The organism is Chitinophaga sp. CC14, assembly GCF_048957795.1.
GTDB classification, from domain to species: Bacteria; Bacteroidota; Bacteroidia; order Chitinophagales; family Chitinophagaceae; genus Chitinophaga; species Chitinophaga ginsengisegetis.
Map to the genome: position 1 here is coordinate 1,552,121 of NZ_JARBFY010000001.1, position 17,045 is coordinate 1,569,165.

General features: G+C 47.8%; 12 protein-coding genes. 9 read left to right on the forward strand and 3 right to left on the reverse strand.

Features of this window, described 5'->3' with window-relative positions:
* Window positions 1–60: 60 nt before the first annotated feature.
* Window positions 61–1,578 carry a malate:quinone oxidoreductase gene (locus tag PV783_RS06525; RefSeq protein WP_111576860.1) on the reverse strand — a complete coding sequence of 506 codons (1,518 nt, stop codon included), beginning with the start codon at window positions 1,576–1,578 and terminating at the stop codon, window positions 61–63.
* 212 nt (window positions 1,579–1,790) lie between these two features.
* Between PV783_RS06525 and PV783_RS06530 the strand changes: the two genes are divergently transcribed.
* Together PV783_RS06530 and PV783_RS06535 are read left to right on the forward strand one after the other, a co-directional pair.
* On the forward strand, window positions 1,791–2,618 hold the full coding sequence (locus tag PV783_RS06530; RefSeq protein ID WP_420987463.1) for a metallophosphoesterase family protein: 828 nt from the start codon (window positions 1,791–1,793) through the stop codon (window positions 2,616–2,618).
* A gap of 39 nt (window positions 2,619–2,657) precedes the next feature.
* Window positions 2,658–3,296, forward strand: a complete 639-nt coding sequence (locus PV783_RS06535; RefSeq protein ID WP_079469531.1) for an SMI1/KNR4 family protein — start codon at window positions 2,658–2,660, stop codon at window positions 3,294–3,296.
* A gap of 49 nt (window positions 3,297–3,345) precedes the next feature.
* Here PV783_RS06535 and PV783_RS06540 read toward each other — a convergent pair whose 3' ends face one another.
* Window positions 3,346–3,741 carry an SRPBCC domain-containing protein gene (locus PV783_RS06540; RefSeq protein WP_079469530.1) on the reverse strand — a complete coding sequence of 132 codons (396 nt, stop codon included), beginning with the start codon at window positions 3,739–3,741 and terminating at the stop codon, window positions 3,346–3,348.
* A 58-nt stretch (window positions 3,742–3,799) separates the two neighbouring features.
* Between PV783_RS06540 and PV783_RS06545 the strand changes: the two genes are divergently transcribed.
* The 7 genes from PV783_RS06545 (at window position 3,800) to PV783_RS06575 (ending at window position 15,350) form a co-directional block, all read left to right on the forward strand.
* Entirely contained in the window at window positions 3,800–4,168 is a 369-nt protein-coding gene (locus PV783_RS06545; RefSeq protein WP_420987464.1) for a hypothetical protein, read from the forward strand.
* A 139-nt stretch (window positions 4,169–4,307) separates the two neighbouring features.
* Window positions 4,308–6,692, forward strand: a complete 2,385-nt coding sequence (locus tag PV783_RS06550) for an ABC transporter permease (protein WP_420987465.1) — start codon at window positions 4,308–4,310, stop codon at window positions 6,690–6,692.
* A 64-nt stretch (window positions 6,693–6,756) separates the two neighbouring features.
* Window positions 6,757–9,243: a glycoside hydrolase family 9 protein gene (locus tag PV783_RS06555; RefSeq protein WP_420987466.1), complete on the forward strand. Its 2,487-nt coding sequence runs from the start codon at window positions 6,757–6,759 to the stop codon at window positions 9,241–9,243.
* A 150-nt stretch (window positions 9,244–9,393) separates the two neighbouring features.
* Window positions 9,394–12,543 (forward strand): SusC/RagA family TonB-linked outer membrane protein, encoded by a 3,150-nt coding sequence (locus PV783_RS06560; protein ID WP_420987467.1) that lies wholly within the window; start codon window positions 9,394–9,396, stop codon window positions 12,541–12,543.
* Window positions 12,544–12,562: 19 nt separating this feature from the next.
* Entirely contained in the window at window positions 12,563–13,873 is a 1,311-nt protein-coding gene (locus tag PV783_RS06565) for a RagB/SusD family protein (protein WP_420987468.1), read from the forward strand.
* 88 nt (window positions 13,874–13,961) lie between these two features.
* Window positions 13,962–14,699, forward strand: a complete 738-nt coding sequence (locus PV783_RS06570) for a protein phosphatase 2C domain-containing protein (protein ID WP_420987469.1) — start codon at window positions 13,962–13,964, stop codon at window positions 14,697–14,699.
* 99 nt (window positions 14,700–14,798) lie between these two features.
* Complete coding sequence (locus PV783_RS06575; RefSeq protein WP_079469523.1) at window positions 14,799–15,350, forward strand: ferritin; 552 nt, start codon at window positions 14,799–14,801, stop codon at window positions 15,348–15,350.
* A gap of 86 nt (window positions 15,351–15,436) precedes the next feature.
* Here PV783_RS06575 and PV783_RS06580 read toward each other — a convergent pair whose 3' ends face one another.
* Window positions 15,437–16,756, reverse strand: a complete 1,320-nt coding sequence (locus PV783_RS06580) for a glycoside hydrolase family 71/99-like protein (RefSeq protein ID WP_420987470.1) — start codon at window positions 16,754–16,756, stop codon at window positions 15,437–15,439.
* Window positions 16,757–17,045 lie beyond the last annotated feature (289 nt).

The following is a 17,045-nucleotide window of genomic DNA, read 5'->3' on the forward strand; positions in this document are numbered from 1 at the left end:
ATTTTTTTAGTTGGATATTTTATTCCCGGGGGAGGGAATAAAATATCCAACTACGGAATATTATTGTGCCATTTCCATTTCGCGTAGTTCCAGCACCTGGGTGGTCCAGGTACGCAGCTCATCGCAGAGGGCAGGATTGTTCAGGAGCGACTGTCCGTAGGAAGGGATCATTTTTTTCAGTTTGATCTGCCATGCCTCTGTTTGTACGTCTTCATTAAAGCAGCGTTTCAGCAGGTTCAGCATGATGGATACTGCGGTGGAAGCGCCCGGAGAAGCACCCAGCAGGGCCGCAATGGAACCATCGGCAGCACTTACTACTTCAGTACCAAATTCCAGGATGCCGCCATGTTCAGGGTCTTTTTTAATCACCTGTACGCGTTGTCCGGCAATTTCCAGTTCCCAGTCTTCCATTTTGGCTTCGGGGAAATATTCCCTCAGCGCTTCCAGCCTGTCTTCCGGCTTTTGCCTTACCTGTGCAATCAGGTATTTGGTCAGCGGAATATTATCCAAACCGGCAGACACCATTGGAACGATGTTGTTGGCTTTGATGGATAAAGGCAGGTCCATGAAGGAACCATTTTTCAGGAACTTGGTGGAGAACCCGGCATAAGGGCCAAACAGCAAAGCTCTTTGTCCGTCGATCATGCGGGTATCGAGATGCGGCACCGACATAGGAGGCGCGCCCACAGAGGCTTTGCCATATACTTTTGCACGGTGCTGTTCAATTATTTCAGGATTATTGCAACGCAGCCATTGTCCGCTTACCGGGAAACCGCCGAAACCCTTTCCTTCCGGAATGTCCGACTTTTCCAGTAACGGCAGGGAGCCGCCGCCGGCGCCAATGAATACGAATTTTGTGTTGATGGATTGTTTTTCGCGGGTACCACGGTTTTTCACCTTGATGGTCCAGCTGCCGTCGTCTTCTTTTTTAAAGTCACGCACATCATGGTTGAAGTGCATACTCACACCATCCATTTTTTCGAGATGGTTAAACAAGGCACGGGTTAAAGCGCCGAAGTTCACGTCTGTACCCATTTCCATGTGGGTAGCCGCTACTTTCTGGGAGGCATCGCGGCCTTTCATAACCAGGGGCATCCAGTTTTTCAGCTTTTCCGGATCTTCCGAATACTCCATCGTTTTAAACAGATGGCACTGCTGAAGCGCATTGTAGCGCTTTCTGAGGTAGTCCACATTCTCTTCTCCCCAAACAAAACTCATATGGGGAACAGCCTGTATAAAGTTGTGAGGATTGGAAATGATGTTATTTTCTACCAGGTAGGACCAAAACTGACGGGACACTTCAAATTGCTCTGCAATGTTCACCGCTTTTTTAATGTCTACTGATCCATCCTGTTTCTGTGGCGTGTAGTTCAACTCGCAAAATGCGGAGTGTCCTGTGCCGGCATTGTTCCATGCATCGGAACTTTCTGCAGCTGCCACGTCCAGTCGTTCAAAAATTGCAATGGTTAACTCAGGTTCCAGCTCTTTCAGGAGCATTCCAAGTGTTGCGCTCATGATCCCGGCGCCGATTAAAACCACATCCGGACCTGTTCCAGCTGTACTCTTGCTTCTAAACATAACCCCATTTTTATTCGAGGTGCAAAGTTACAATCAAAACACTTATGCAGGGAGAATAAATTGCTCGTTTACTACACTTTAACAATATTATTACAATTCTTTCTGAACGGATTGAAAGTTTTGAATTTGTCACGGCGTATATATAATTTTATATTTTGGTTAAGCATTTGGCAATGAAATAATTGACTGCCCGGAAAGTTTATTTTTATTTTATGATGAACAGACGCCTGTTTTTAAAAGGAGTATCCGCAGCAGTAGTAATTTCTGCCTGTGGTAAAATAGTGAACGCCGTAACGCCACGGCATTTCGACAGTAAAACCATTTTCCGCTTTGCGGTTGGGTCCGACTGGCACTATGGAGAACCTAAAACCAATTACGATCAGTATTTCCTGGACCTGCAAACGGCCTTTAACCAATACCAGCAACAGTATCCCTGCGAATTTTTTACGCTCAACGGAGATATCATCCACAACGATCCCGCCCTGTTGCTGCCCGCCGCCGCCAAACTGAAACAATTGCATCCCAAACTGCTGGTTACCCACGGAAATCACGACATGGTGCCCGCTGCCGCCTGGGAACAGGCATGGGGAATGCCGCTTAATCACGACATTGTAATGGGCAACCACGTAATCCTCCTCGGCAACACCGCCGATGAAAAAGGAAAGTATATCTGCCCCGATGTTGACTGGTTCGCACAAAAACTGGAACAATACAAAACGGCGCAAAACATATTCATCTTCATACATATTACCCCGGTAAAATGGACGGATAACGGGCTGGATTGCCAGGAATTCCAAACACTGATCCGGAAGTATCCTAATATCAGGGCCATCTTTAACGGACATGACCATGACCAGGACAGCGTTAAAATGCTCGACAACTGCCCCATCCCCTTCCTGTTCGACGGACACGTAGGCGGCAGCTGGGGAGTTGGCTATCACGGCTTCCGGGTGGTGGAATTAAAAGAAGATGGCAGCCTGCTCTCTTTTATTATGAACCCACTGAAAAGACAGAACGAACGGGTTTTTCCGAAAGTTTAGCTATTTTGCTGGTCCAATCGGGATGCAAAAAGAAAATCTATGCTGGAGGAACTTGAAAAAGACTACGGATTTACCTATCCAACGCTCTATAAACAATTATATAAGGATGGTATGCTGAACTGGGGGGAGTTTGGGGAAGACTGGCTGGATAAAGTATACCCTGCTATCAAAACCGCACCGCCTTTACTGTTATATGCCAACGATCTTGAAATAATGGACCTGACCACGGTGGACGAAGAAATGGATGAAGGACTGCTCTTCGCAGATCCCGTACACCAGTTTGTTCCCTTTGCCATGAGCGGCGCCGGCGACTGGTTCGCTTTTTACTACAACCTGCAAAACGGCGACGATGTGCCTATTGTACAGGTGTTTCATGATTCCAATGAAGCCTGTATCCTGGCTAAAAACCTGCAGGACTTTATCTTCTTGCAAATGCTGGAAGCAGTAACAGACCTGGATCCCAGGAACCCTTCGCTGATTGCACATGGTAATATGAAAGAAAACTGCAGCAACTTCCTGCGCACACATGCGCCTTACCTGACACCACACCAGGCAGGGATTATAGAAGCGGTATATAATTTTGGGAGATTGACCAACGTGGCCCTGCACGAAATTGTAGAGAAAGAAATGAACTTTGAATGGCTGGATAGCAGCTTCCCTTACCAGACAAGAGGATAATAAACCGGCTAAAAATGTACGCTCACATTTTTAGCCGGCTCCATTTATTTTAGTCTTTATAAAAATCTATCAGCGAGCCGAAATACTGCTCATTCCAGCCCGCAATAATATCTTCATAGGCTTCATCCGGAATATTAACATGCTTCAGCTCCACATCTGTTCCCTTTGGAGATGGATGCAGTTTGATGGTAACGATCGATGGATTTTCTTCTTCCTCCTCTTCATCATCCATAAAATACCACTGCTGCACAATTTTTTTGTCCTGCTCAAATTCCAGGTTTTTACCCACAATACTTCCTTCCCATAAAGCAAATTCAGAACCCGGCTCTGTCGACATTTCAGCTACTTCGCCTGTCCACAGCTGAATGGTGGCGGGATTGGTGAGTGCCGCATATACTTCTTCAGGCGGGGCAGCAAGTATAAAATGTTTTTTGTAATCTTTCATGGTTTCAAAGCTACTGAATTGATGAATTATTATTTACTTTTCTGTAAAAATTGAGCATATGCAACTAACCAAACTGATCCCGAATATCTTTTATTCGGATATGAATGTGGGTTTGCAGCTATTTGTGGATACGCTGGGCTTTTCGGAGGCTTACCGTGATGACAGCGGGGAACAGCCGTTTTGCATCATCAAGCGGGATAACCTGGTGATCCACCTCATTGAAAGTCATGAATGGGCTATCAAAGACAGACCCGAAATAAGGCTGGAAACCGATGATATAGAAGCGGCATATGCGTTGGTGAAAGGAAGTCACCCTGAATTACTGCATCCCAATTTACCGGAAATAAAGCTGCAGCCCTGGGGTGCGCTGGAATTTGCCCTGAGAGATGCAGAAGACGTGTGCGTGATCCTTCAGCAGCCTTCGTGATTGTTCATTTCCGGGCATTTATCGTCCATTTCCGGACAAAAAACGAACGGCGCTTCCCCTGTAATCCTTTGTGGATAAGGCCATGCAACTATGGCGGTTTTCTTGTGTCTTTAGGGGCGTCTATCAAATCCGCCTTGCCATGATCAGGAATTATTTGAAAATTGCTTTCAGGAACCTGTTGAAGAACAGGGCCACCTCCTTTATCAACATCTTTGGGTTATCTGCCGGTATGGCGGTAACCATGCTTATAGGCTTATGGATCTGGAATGAGTTGTCGTACGATAAGTACCATGCCAACTACGACCGTATTGCAAACGTATGGCAACGGATGTCGAAAGGCGACGAGGCGGGCGCTTTTAATTCCTTGCCCATTCCCCTGGCAGCGGCTTTGCGTAGCACCTATCCCGACGACTTTAAGCAGGTAGTCATGATTGCAGATGGCACACATACCCTTGCTGCAGGAGAGAAAAAATTTACCCGCAACGGTGCTTTTGCAGAACCCGGAACTCCTGAAATGCTTTCTTTGAAGATGCTGAAAGGCACCCGCAACGGCCTGAAAGAACAGGCATCGATACTACTGTCTGCCCGCCTGGCCACCGCTTTGTTTGGCGACAAAGATCCAATGGACCAGCTGGTGAAGATGGATAACAACCGTAACCTCGTACTGAAAGTAACCGGTGTATATGAAGACCTGCCCGAAAATACTTCCTTTAGCAACACCGATTATATTGCGCCGTGGTCGTTGTTTATAAGCAACTGGACCTGGATAGGCGATATGAAAGACAACTGGAACTTCAACATCACGAAATTATTTGTACAGCTGGCAGACAATGCGGATATGGATAAAGTATCTGTAAAAATAAACCAGGTATTAGCACCGCACGTAACCCTCGACCCCGGCGTGAAAGGAGAAATATTCCTGCACCCGATGCGGAAGTGGCATTTGTATTCCTCTTTTGAAAATGGCGTGAACACCGGCGGACAAATACGTTATGTGAAACTGTTTGGAATGATAGGACTGTTTGTATTAATGCTGGCCTGTATCAACTTTATGAACCTGAGCACCGCCCGGTCGGAAAAGCGCGCAAAAGAAGTAGGCATCCGTAAGGCCATTGGTTCCATGCGCCGGCAGCTGATCTGGCAGTTCCTGAGCGAATCTGTGCTGGTGGCATTCTTTTCTTTTGTGTTATCCATATTGATTGTATTAATAGTGCTGCCCTGGTTTAACCAGGTAGCCAATAAACATATTGGCATCTTATGGGGCAGCCCCGTGTTCTGGCTGATTGGCCTCGGGTTTAGTTTGCTCACCGGCTTACTGGCAGGCAGCTACCCGGCGCTTTATCTATCTTCCTTTCAGCCGCTGAAAGTATTGAAAGGCACTTTCCGCGCCGGCCGTTTCGCCGCCGTGCCGCGCAAAGCGCTGATCGTAGTACAGTTCACCGTATCCATTATTTTAATCATCGGCACTATTGTTATTTACCGGCAGATCCAGTTTGCGAAAAACCGCCCGGTAGGATATACCCGCAGCGGCCTGCTTTCCATACAAATGACCACCCCGGAAATATACCGCAACTATAAAGTGATCAAGAATGAACTGTTAGGCTCTGGCCTGGTTACCGCCGTATCGGAGTCGCAGGGGCCGCTCACAGACATATGGGCCAGCGCGGGCAACTATAAATGGAGAGGGCAGCGATCTGACCAGGAAACAGGTTTTGTTGTGATTGGCGGCAGAATGGATTATGGAAAAGCGGTAGACTGGCAGTTTATTGCAGGCCGTGATTTCTCAGAGCAGTTTGCTTCTGATTCAATGGGACTTATTTTGAATGAAGCGGCTGCGAAGTACATGGGATTTGATAACCCGGTGGGTGAAATTATCCGCAAGGATAGCCTGGATTATCACGTGCTTGGCGTGGTGCATAATATGATCATGGCCTCGCCTTATGAGGAAGTAAGACCCGCTATTTATTACCTGCTGAAAGAACCCGGTAATTTTGTGAACATCCGGATTAACCCGGAAATGAGCACCGGTAAAGCGATGGCCGCTATCCAGAGCGTGTTGCAGAAATATAATCCTGCCGCGCCGTTTGAATATAAATTTGCCGACGAAGAATATGCAAAGAAATTCAGTGAAGAAGAACGCATCGGGCAGCTCTCTACCTTCTTTGCGGTGCTGGCTATCATGATCAGTTGTTTAGGTTTATTCGGCCTGGCTTCTTACCTCGCGGAGCAACGTACCAAAGAGATAGGTATCCGCAAAGTGATGGGTGCTTCCGTATACCAGTTGTGGAAAATGTTGTCGAAAGATTTCGTGATCCTGGTCATCATTTCCTGTTGCCTTGCGATTCCCGTGGCCTGGTATTGCTTAAATAAATGGTTGTTGCAATACGAATACCACACCACCATTGTATGGCAGATATTTGCCTTCACCATGATGGGCGCCTTGCTGATAGCGCTGCTCACCGTAAGCTACCAGGCTGCAAAAGCAGCGTTGGCCAACCCGGTGAAGAGCCTGCGTGCAGAATAAATTTTCTTTTCCCTGTGCGGTAAAAAAGGTATTTTTAATGAATATCCTCAACCCGCTTTGAATAATGAAAAACATCCGGCAGTTTGCTGCATACCTGTTATTCTTACTGTGCATAGCTGCCGGCAGCCATGCACAGGCGCCTGCTGCATGGATACGTATCAACCAGCTCGGATATCTTCCCGGTGGGGTTAAAGTAGCAGTATGGGGCAGCAAAGGAATTGCACAACCCCGCACGTTTCAACTGGTGTCGGCAGCTACCGGTAAAGTTGTTTTTACAGGAAGTACAGGTACGCCTTTCGGCGCCTACGGCCCGTTTGATCAAACCTGCCGGCTGGACTTTTCCGCGTATTCATCTCCCGGAAAATATTACCTGAAAACAGACAACATCACTTCTCCTGCTTTTCGTATAGGCGATAACGTATACGCAGGCACGCCCGGTTTTTTGTTGCGTTACATGCGGCAGCAGCGAAGCGGGTTTAATCCAACACTTAAAGATTCCTGTCACACGCACGACGGCTACATCATGTACGGCCCTATGCCCGACAGTACGCATATCAATGTAGTGGGCGGCTGGCATGATGCCACCGATTACCTCCAGTATGTAACTACTTCCGCCAATGCAGCCTTTCACCTGCTGGCAGCTTACCGCGATTTTCCGGGTGTTTTTGAAGATAAATATTCGGCCAGTGGCCTTCCCGGCAGCAATCATATCAGCGATGTGCTGGACGAAGCAAAATGGGGCCTCGACTGGCTGTTGAAAATGCATCCGTCGGATAACGAGATGTTTAACCAGGTAGCCGACGACCGCGATCATCACGGGCTTCGCTTACCCGGTGAAGATAATTTTTATGGCAAAGGCTTTGAACGCCCCGTATATTTCTGCACCGGGGAACCGCAGGGACTCGGTAAATACAAAAACAAAAGCACCGGTGTAGCATCTACGGCAGGAAAGTTTTCCAGCGCTTTCGCACTTGGATATGATTTGCTGAAAACAACGGCGCCGGCATATGCACAGTTATTGAAAACGCGGGCACTATCCGCCTGGCAGATGGGACAAAAACAACCGGGCGTATGTCAAACGGCATCTGTATTATCGCCTTACATTTATGCAGAAGACAACTGGACCGATGACATGGAACTGGCTGCTGCACAACTGTACCACATCACCAAAGAAACGCAATACCGCCAGGCTGCCGCAGGCTACGCTGCGCAGGAAAAAGTAACGCCGTGGCTGGGCGCCGATACCGCCAACCATTACCAGTGGTATCCGTTCATCAACCTCGGGCATTATGCGTTGGCGCAGCAAAGCACCGGCGCAGAAAGGGAACGGCTCACCGGTTATTATGAAACCGGTATCCAGCAGGTGTGGAATAAAGCGAAGCATAACGCATTTTATCGCGGTATACCATTTATCTGGTGCAGCAATAACCTGACCGCTGCTTTTGCCATCCAGTGTTACTGGTACCGGCAACTCAGTCATAAAAATACTTTTGCAGCACTGGAGCAGGCAAACATCGACTGGCTCTTTGGCTGTAATCCCTGGGGCACCAGCATGGTTTACGGGTTGCCTGCAGAGGGCGATACGCCCACCGATCCACACGCCGCCTTTTCCGCTATTGGTCACTACCCGGTAGATGGCGGACTGGTAGATGGGCCTGTATATACCAACATCTACAAAAATCTCATCGGCATCCGCTTGTCAAACCCGGATGAATACGCCACGTTTCAAAGTGACCTTGCGGTGTATCACGACGATATGGGCGATTACAGCACCAATGAGCCTACAATGGATGGTACGGCCTCCCTGGTATACCTGCTGGCCGCCAAAGCGCAGGAAGGGGCCGGAAAGCGGCAATATGATCATGGAGGATTAATCCGGGGAGATAGCAGTAAAAAACAACTGACACTTGTTTTTACAGGAGATGAATATGCGGACGGCGCACAAGTAATCCGCCATACATTGCAACAACAGCACGTAAAAGCGGCATTCTTTTTTACCGGTAAGTTTTATCAGCAACCCGCTCACCAGGCGATCATCCGGCAGTTGAAAGCAGACGGGCATTACTTAGGCGCGCACGGTGATCAGCACCTGTTGTATTGCGACTGGCAAAACAGGGATAGTTTGCTGGTTACAAAAAAACAGTTCCTCGACGATCTGCAGGCCAACTATACAAAAATGGCGGCAGCAGGGATTTCAAAAGAAGCTGCTCCCTGGTTTTTGCCAGCGTATGAATGGTATAACGACAGCATCGTGGCATGGACTACCACAGCGGGGGTGCAGCTGATTAACTTTACACCCGGCACCCGTTCCAATGCTGATTATACTTATCCGGCGCTGGGAAAACAATACCGTACCTCCGCAGAAATTTATCAGTCCATTCTGCAATATGAAGCCTCCCGCCCCGCCGGTTTGAACGGCTTCCTGTTGCTGACGCATATAGGCACTGATCCCCGCAGAACGGATAAATTTTATCGCCGGCTGGGTACATTGATCACCACGCTGAAGCAGCGCGGATATCATTTCAATACATTGGAACAGGTGCTGCAATAACAATCATGGTCCTTTTGGTGACCTGCCAATTTTTAGCGAACTTAAACGGATGAATGTGAATAAAAACAAAGACAACCAAAATTAAGACGGGTAGTTAGTATACTACCCATGACTGTAATCGACCAAACTTAAACCCGCTAAATTTTTTCTATGAGCTTGTTTCTATTGAAGATGGCTAAAGGCCGGTCCTTTTTGCTATTCCTGTTCATGAACGTGCTGGCCATTGCTACCTATGCGCAGGTGAAAATTTCAGGCCAGGTAACGGATAACCAGCAATCCCCTATTCCCGGAATCACGGTGGTGGTGAAGAATACAAAACTGGGTGCCCAAACAGATGTTGATGGACGTTATACCATCAGTGGCAACCTGCAGCCGGGTAATTACACGCTGGGGTATTCAGGTATTGGTTTTGCCGCCGGTGAGCGGGTGCTGGTAGTAAGTGCCGGCACCGGCACCTACACGCAAAATATTCAGCTGTCTGCAGAAGTATCCAAACTGGATGAGATCGTGGTAACGGGTACCTCCGAAGGTACCACACGCCGGCAGTTGGGTAACTACATCAGCACCGTAAAAGCGGATGAACTGAGTAAAAGCGGCTCGGGTAACGTGCTGGGAGCCCTGCAAGGCAAAACTGCCGGTGCACAGATTTCCCAGAACTCCGGGGACCCTGCAGGCGGCATCTCTGTAAAACTCCGTGGTATCAGTACGATATCGGGATCTACAGAACCTCTGTATATCATCGACGGAGTAATCATTGATAACTCTACTACGCGCGTAACCAATGCCGATCCGAGCTACGGTGTTGGCGGAGCAGCCGATGCGGCGGGTGGTGCAGGCAACAAATTTGTAGGTAACGTAGGACAAAGCCGTATCTCTGATATTAACCCGGCAGATATTGAACGCATAGAAGTGCTGAACGGCGCAGCTGCAGCGGCTATCTATGGTTCCCGCGCCAACGCCGGCGTAGTACAGATTTTCACCAAAAGAGGCAGCGCCGGTGCGCCGGTGGTTAATTTCTCTACCACTTTTTCGGTGAACCAGCTACGTAAAAAACTGGATGTGAACCGCGCCCCGATAAAGTTTGGCGGCTCCCCGGACGACTCTACGCAAAATATCCTGTCGCCTGCTATAGTGAGTACTACACCCGTAAACAGGTACGACTACCAGGATTATATTTTCCGTACCGGCGTAGGAACGGATAATAATATATCCGTGGCCGGTGGAAAAGACAAAACAAAATACTACGCATCCGGCAGTTACTTTTATAACCAGGGAATTATCAATAAAACAGATTTCAGCCGGTTCAGTTTCCGCTTGAACCTGGACCAGGAGCTGGCCAGCTGGGTGAGCTTCAGTGCCAGTCTGAACTATGTTTACAGCAAAGCAAATGAAAAGCCCGATGGTAACACGTTCTATTCTCCCATGAATGGCGTTACCATCATCGGTAACTACTACGATATACAAAAACGGAATGCCTTAGGCCAGCTGATGAAAGTGGGAGAACGCGGCCGCGTAAATCCCGTGTCTATCATGGAAGACTTTAAACAGCAGCAACATGTAGGCAGGGTGATTGCCGGCGCCGGCATCAAGCTGCGACCAATCAAAAATCTTACAGTTGATTACCGGCTGGGTATCGACAACTATAACCAGGAAGGTACCACCTTCATGCCTGCATTCGCCTATTTTGTAAGTCCTGGTTTTTTTGGCGGCGGCCCAGACCTGGACCCCGCACAGAATGGTTATGCCAGCGCAGGTAATAACAATTCCTTTTTGATCAACCACGACCTCAATGCTACCTACAACTGGGATATCAACGATAAACTCAGTTCGGTAACACAGGTGGGTTACTCTGTACAATATCAGAAAATGCACTACACCCTGGAACAGGGAAGAGGGCTGCCTCCTTTTGTACAAACAGCAGACAAAGCCACTACTATTATTCCCGGCGCGGATCAACGCACCGAGCTATCTATTTCCGGGGAATATATCCAACAGAATTTTAAATACCGTAATCAGCTGTTTATTACAGGCGCCCTGCGCGTGGATGGATCTTCCGTATTTGGGGTAGATGAAAGGAACCAGCTGTATGCCAAGCTGAGTGGCAGTTACGTGATATCCGGTACAGATTTCTGGGAAAAATCGTCCGTATCCAAATGGTGGAACCTGCTGAAACTGAGGGCAGCCTATGGTGAATCAGGTAACCTTACCGGTATCCCGGCATATGGCCGTTACAATACCTATGATGCTACTGCTTTCATAGGAGCCGCTGCTTTCCAGTCGCCTTCTACTTATACAAATCCCGATGTGAAGCCTGAAAAGCAGAAGGAACTGGAAGTAGGTACGGACCTGGCATTCTGGGATAATCGTGTAGGCTTGGCCGTTAACTACTACAAAAAGCGCGTGGAAAACCTGTTGATCAGCCGCGCAGTTGCTCCCACCAAAGGCTACTCCTTTTACCAGGATAATATCGGTACCCTGGAGAACACCGGTGTGGAAGTAGTACTGAATGTAATGCCGGTGAAGACCAAAAATTTCAACTGGAACCTGACTGCTATCTATAACCGTAACCGCAATAAAGCGGTGGATATAGGACAGTCGCTGATCCTTTATAACACCGTGGGCGGCGCTCCTGTGGGCATTGCCAACGGAGAACCGATCGGCTTTTTCTATGGTACCTTCTTCGCCAGGGATGAAAATGGCAACCAGCTGAAAACGCCTGCCGGCATACCGGTTACAGAAGCAGGTAAACAAAATACGCCACTAACGTATACGGTTGCACGTGATCCGGCTACCGGGTTGCCGCCAGCAGGTACTACGGCATTGAATAAAAAAATAGGTGATCCCAACCCCGATTGGACAGGTACCCTCACCAATGATTTCCAGTATAAAAAACTGGGTCTGCATATACAAATAGATGCCGTGCAGGGCGGAGATGTATTCAACGCCGATTGGCGGACCAGGCAAGGCGTAGATAACGGAAAAGTAGCTGAACAGGAAGATCTCGGATTGCTCCCCCGCGGTTTTATTGCGGGTAATTACAACATACAGGAATGGAGAATTGATGACGGCTCCTTTGTGAAGCTGCGGGAAGTAGCCTTCAGCTATAGCTTTGGTAAGCTGAAAGGACTCAGCGATTTAACGGTAAGCCTGGGTGGCAGGAACCTGATCTCCTGGGACAACTACAAAGGATACGATCCGGAATTAAATGCGGCCGGACAAAGTACCGTATTGCGTGGAATTGATTTTGGCGCCGTGCCGGTGCCCCGGAGTTATAACCTGTCTGTCCGCGCAAAATTTTAATCACACAAAAAGAGCTATCATGAAACGATATATGCAATATAGTATCCTCGCCATCGCTTTGTTCTGCACCTTCACCTTCACCGGGTGTAAGAAAGATTACCAGGATCCATCGGGACCCTCATCAGAAGGGGCTTACAGCTCTCCCGCCACATTGGCGAATGTAGCAGTAGGTTTGCAAACCTGGTATACAAAGGATCGTACAGGACTGTTATATACCACGGTAACTTCCGGTAGTTTGCTGGTTGGAGAAACCTTTGTTACTAATCCGGGTAATACAGATGAAGCGCAGCTTGGCGCAGGCGGAAGTAAAGTGCTCACCACCAACGTGGTGGTTACCGGTATGTGGAACGTATCCAATAAGATCCGGTATGAAGCCGATAGTGTTATACGCCGTACCGGCGCCATTGTTACAGATAAAAGCTTTGCCAGCGGCCTCATTGCCTATACTACTATTTTTAAAGCCCTCGCTCTCGGAGTACAGGCTAACTTTTGGGAACAGGTACCGGAAAATACCAGTACGCCTGTTCTCTCATCCGGCGGAGTGAAGTTTGTTCCCGGAAAGCAGGGTTATGTAATGGCCGCTGCCGCACTGGATAATGCCATCAGCACAGTAACGGCCACGCCTATAGGAAATAGCTTTTTAGCCAATATCCCGGATAGCGTGGATATCGTAAATACCCTGTATGCGCTGAAAGCCCGGTATGCACTGTATGCCGGCGATTACCCAGGCGCTATCGCCGCCGCCGACAAAGTGAACCTGAATGTACGCTCCACACTTTCCTTTAATCCGCAGATCACCAATCCCATCTTTACATTGGTAACGGCTACCAACAACATCTATAACGTGGTAGATTCTACGATGGGATTACCAGTGCCTATACAACCGGATCTGGCCGATCAGCGGGTACCATTTTATATTGCCCGGCCTGTTAAACCTAAGTTTAATATCAGCGGTTTCTTCAGAAGTACCCAAACTTCAGTGCCTATCTACCTGCCGGGAGAAATGCTGCTGATTAAAGCAGAAGCATATGCCCGTCAGCATGATATCCTGAATGGTCTGATTTTCCTGAACAAGGTGGTTACCAAGAAAGCATCTGAAGATGCATTTGGTATTGGTGCAGCATTGCCACCGGTAGCTGCAGCTACTGAAGCGGAGTTGCTGACGTTGATCTATAAACATCGCAGAATAGAATTGTTTATGGGTGCCCAGGAACTGGCAGATAGCCGCAGGTTCGGACGCCCCGTATCAGAACGGAAGCGGAGCTATTTCCCATATCCGTTTGTAGAACGGAATGATAACCCGAACACACCGGATGATCCCGCATTTTAATAACGCAATATTCAGGTTGCCGCGACCCCGCGGCAGCCTGAATATCGTTTTGAAATAGTAGGTAAAGTTGCTATCTTGATGTTTAAGTATGGAAATATACACTACCCTCCAGATAGGCGCCTATCATGTTAACCATTGCGAAGATTATCTCTTCTTCGATCATATCGATAGTAATAAAATTATCTGTGCAGTAATGGATGGCTGCACAATGGGAAAGGATAGTTATCTTATTTCTTCGCTGACAGGTAAGCTGCTGAGAAAGATTTGTAAGTCGCTAAGCTACAAATTCTTTTATTCCAAAGAACATCCCGAAATGCCACTGGATGATTATCTCAAAATCATCTTACAGGAATTATTCTCAGAATTAAAAATCCTCAAAAATCAATTGCAACTGGAAAGAGAAGAGTTGCTGACTACGTTAATTATCCTGCTGGCAGATACCAGCGCAGATAAAGGTGTGGTGCTGGTGGTGGGAGATGGAGTAGTTAACATTAACGGCGCCATGATTACTTTTGACCAGGATAATAAACCAGATTACCTGGGTTATCATCTCTCGGAAGATTTTGATCATTGGTATGACTCTCAGTTGCAGAAAATATTTCTTCATGAATTGATTGATGTCAGTATTGCTACTGACGGTATAGAAACATTTACGAGAGTGGCGGCGCCGGAAAACTCCGAGGTGATAAACCCTGTAGATTTCCTGTTAAATGATCAGACAGGGAGGGGGAATGAAGAAATGCTGAATAGAAAATTGAAATTGATAGAGCATAAGTTTGGGTTGAATCATACAGATGATCTGGCGGTGATAAGGATGATAAGGTGAAGTGAAGCAAACACAGGAGCAGCCCCACATCGTTATGGTGTAGTTTTTGATTTGGCCTTTCATTGTTAGCGAACTGCATTCATCCTAAAAACTACTATCATGAACAAGAACAGGCTTTCAGCCAGCTTACAGGCCGGACTCAACAATCAAATGACACAGGAAGCACTGGCAGCGCAGATCTATTTATCTTATGGCGCCTGGGCTGCAAGTGAAGGATATAGTGGAATTGCCAATTTCCTCTTCCGTCACGCCAATGAAGAGCGTAATCATATGATGAAATTCCTGGAATATATCCTGGAAAGAGGAGGAAAAGTGGAGATAGCTGCTATTCCGCAGCCACCGGCAAATCCTGTTAGTGTGCAAAATTGTTTCGAACAGGTATTTCAGCAGGAAATTAATAATACAGCAGGAATCTATAAGCTGGTGAAGATGAGCTTTGATGAAGGCGACTGGGCATCGTGGAATTTCCTGCAATGGTTTGTGAAGGAACAAACGGAAGAAGAAACGCTGGCATTGAATCTGTTGGATAAGATCAAAGTGGCGGGTGGTGAAAAGGCTACCGGTGAAGCATTGTATGCCCTGGATCGTGACCTGGAAAAAGAACCCGATGAGGCGGAGCTGGCAGAAACAAAAACGGTAGAGAATCCGTAGTAAGGACTAATCATAAGGATATAAAGCAGGGGAGGTATTGCCACCCCCTGCTTTATAATTATTAACCCCCCTGCATTCGCCGTCTGTTACAGGTGTGGTGTAGGATGCGACCATACCAACGGTGTTTGTCCTTTGATCATTTTTGCGGCGTCACCTACCAGGCGCAGGTAAAAGTCGGATGAAACATGTACACCGTCTGCGTCCAACTTAAGGAAGTATTGATTGGTAGGCGCCATCGAAGCATCTTCTGCGGCTTTGGCAATAGCGGTAGCTTCATCGTATTCATCAAACATTCCTACATATACACTCGGTATACCCTGATTCCTGATATTGGCAAATTGCTGCCAGATGAAATCGCCATGCAACCGCGGGATCTGGTTTTGTGCGCCGCCTTTCCAGTTCGACCACGCGAAGCCGGGAAAGGTTTCCGCCTGGTAGTCGATGCCATTGGCATTGCAGTAGGCAAAATCGGCCGCGAGGGTAGACACATAGTTATTCGCTCCTGCGATACCGCTGAAAGTGCCGGTAGCCCAGGGCATGATCATATTGCTGGCGTTGTAGGCCGGCAGGTTAGCTGTTTGAGTACGCCAGTCGCGCGGGCCGCCAACAATCACATAGCAACCCTGCGCTTTGAACCAGTTGATCACATCGGTCCATGAGGTAACGTTGCCGGGGCGGTTTGCTACGCCTATGCCCCAGATGCAAACCACCGGTTTGCCATTCTGTTTTGCATAGACCGGCGAAGCGGTCAGGTGAAGCGTGTTCACGATCACGTTTGTCCAGTCGGGTTTTATTTCTGTCTGAAAATTTGTCCATCCGGAGATGTCGTACATCACATAGAATTTACGTCCGTAGGTTTGTGCAGCGGCCATCACCTTATTGGCGATACCATCTTTCTGGGGAGTACTTTTACCAAAGCGTTGCATTGCTGCACAATCGATGCCGTATTGCTGCATCCAGCGGAAATGGGTATTCACGGTTTGATCGGTCCAGGAAGAGAATAATTTCGCCGGTTGCCCGTTGCCCAGGTTAGCGTAACCCGTTTGAAAAGTAGTGGTATACTCCCGTGTGTCGGGCCACAGTTCAAACGTTTGGTTGCCGGGCGAAGGAGGTAGTCCGCCGGGTGTGCTGCCCCAGTGGATCCAGTTGTTGGAAGGGGAGCCGTCGTTTTTGCAGGAAAACCATCCCTGGTAGCCTACTACTAGTTTTCCTACCACATCGCCTACAGGAGAAACCGCCAGCGTGCTGATGCCGCTTTTGGTGTTTAAAGCTAACGGGGCATCTGATTTTTTCAGTAGTTCTTTATTAGAACAGGCTGCCATGCTGGTTAACAGGAGGCAATGGTACCCCAGCTTTTTAATGCCGCCGGACAGGTGGCTGTTGAATAAGGAGATCATTTGTTTCATGAACTTGATTTTGATGATGGTTATAAGTGGAATTGTATAATGAGTTTAACAGAGATATTTGAGATGCCGGATAAGGCAACACATCGAATCAACCGTAGAATTTGTTATCAGGATTTTCAGAACGGAAAATTACCGGGAGTGTATTGGTCGACCTAATAATATAATATGAAAGATTTTGTACACGGGTAGGATGCCCGTGCAGGAAGGGTTTTCAAGAAATATTTTTTTCAGATATATAACGCTGGTTTAGCGGTATGGGAGCTGTTAATATGTTTGTTAACAGGGACGT

Coding starts and splice junctions, on each gene's coding strand:
- PV783_RS06525 (WP_111576860.1), bottom strand. CDS start 1,578: ATGTTTAGAAGCAAGAGTACAGCTGGAACAGGTCCGGATGTGGTTTTA.
- PV783_RS06530 (WP_420987463.1), top strand. CDS start 1,791: ATGATGAACAGACGCCTGTTTTTAAAAGGAGTATCCGCAGCAGTAGTA.
- PV783_RS06535 (WP_079469531.1), top strand. CDS start 2,658: ATGCTGGAGGAACTTGAAAAAGACTACGGATTTACCTATCCAACGCTC.
- PV783_RS06540 (WP_079469530.1), bottom strand. CDS start 3,741: ATGAAAGATTACAAAAAACATTTTATACTTGCTGCCCCGCCTGAAGAA.
- PV783_RS06545 (WP_420987464.1), top strand. CDS start 3,800: ATGCAACTAACCAAACTGATCCCGAATATCTTTTATTCGGATATGAAT.
- PV783_RS06550 (WP_420987465.1), top strand. CDS start 4,308: ATGATCAGGAATTATTTGAAAATTGCTTTCAGGAACCTGTTGAAGAAC.
- PV783_RS06555 (WP_420987466.1), top strand. CDS start 6,757: ATGAAAAACATCCGGCAGTTTGCTGCATACCTGTTATTCTTACTGTGC.
- PV783_RS06560 (WP_420987467.1), top strand. CDS start 9,394: ATGAGCTTGTTTCTATTGAAGATGGCTAAAGGCCGGTCCTTTTTGCTA.
- PV783_RS06565 (WP_420987468.1), top strand. CDS start 12,563: ATGAAACGATATATGCAATATAGTATCCTCGCCATCGCTTTGTTCTGC.
- PV783_RS06570 (WP_420987469.1), top strand. CDS start 13,962: ATGGAAATATACACTACCCTCCAGATAGGCGCCTATCATGTTAACCAT.
- PV783_RS06575 (WP_079469523.1), top strand. CDS start 14,799: ATGAACAAGAACAGGCTTTCAGCCAGCTTACAGGCCGGACTCAACAAT.
- PV783_RS06580 (WP_420987470.1), bottom strand. CDS start 16,756: ATGAAACAAATGATCTCCTTATTCAACAGCCACCTGTCCGGCGGCATT.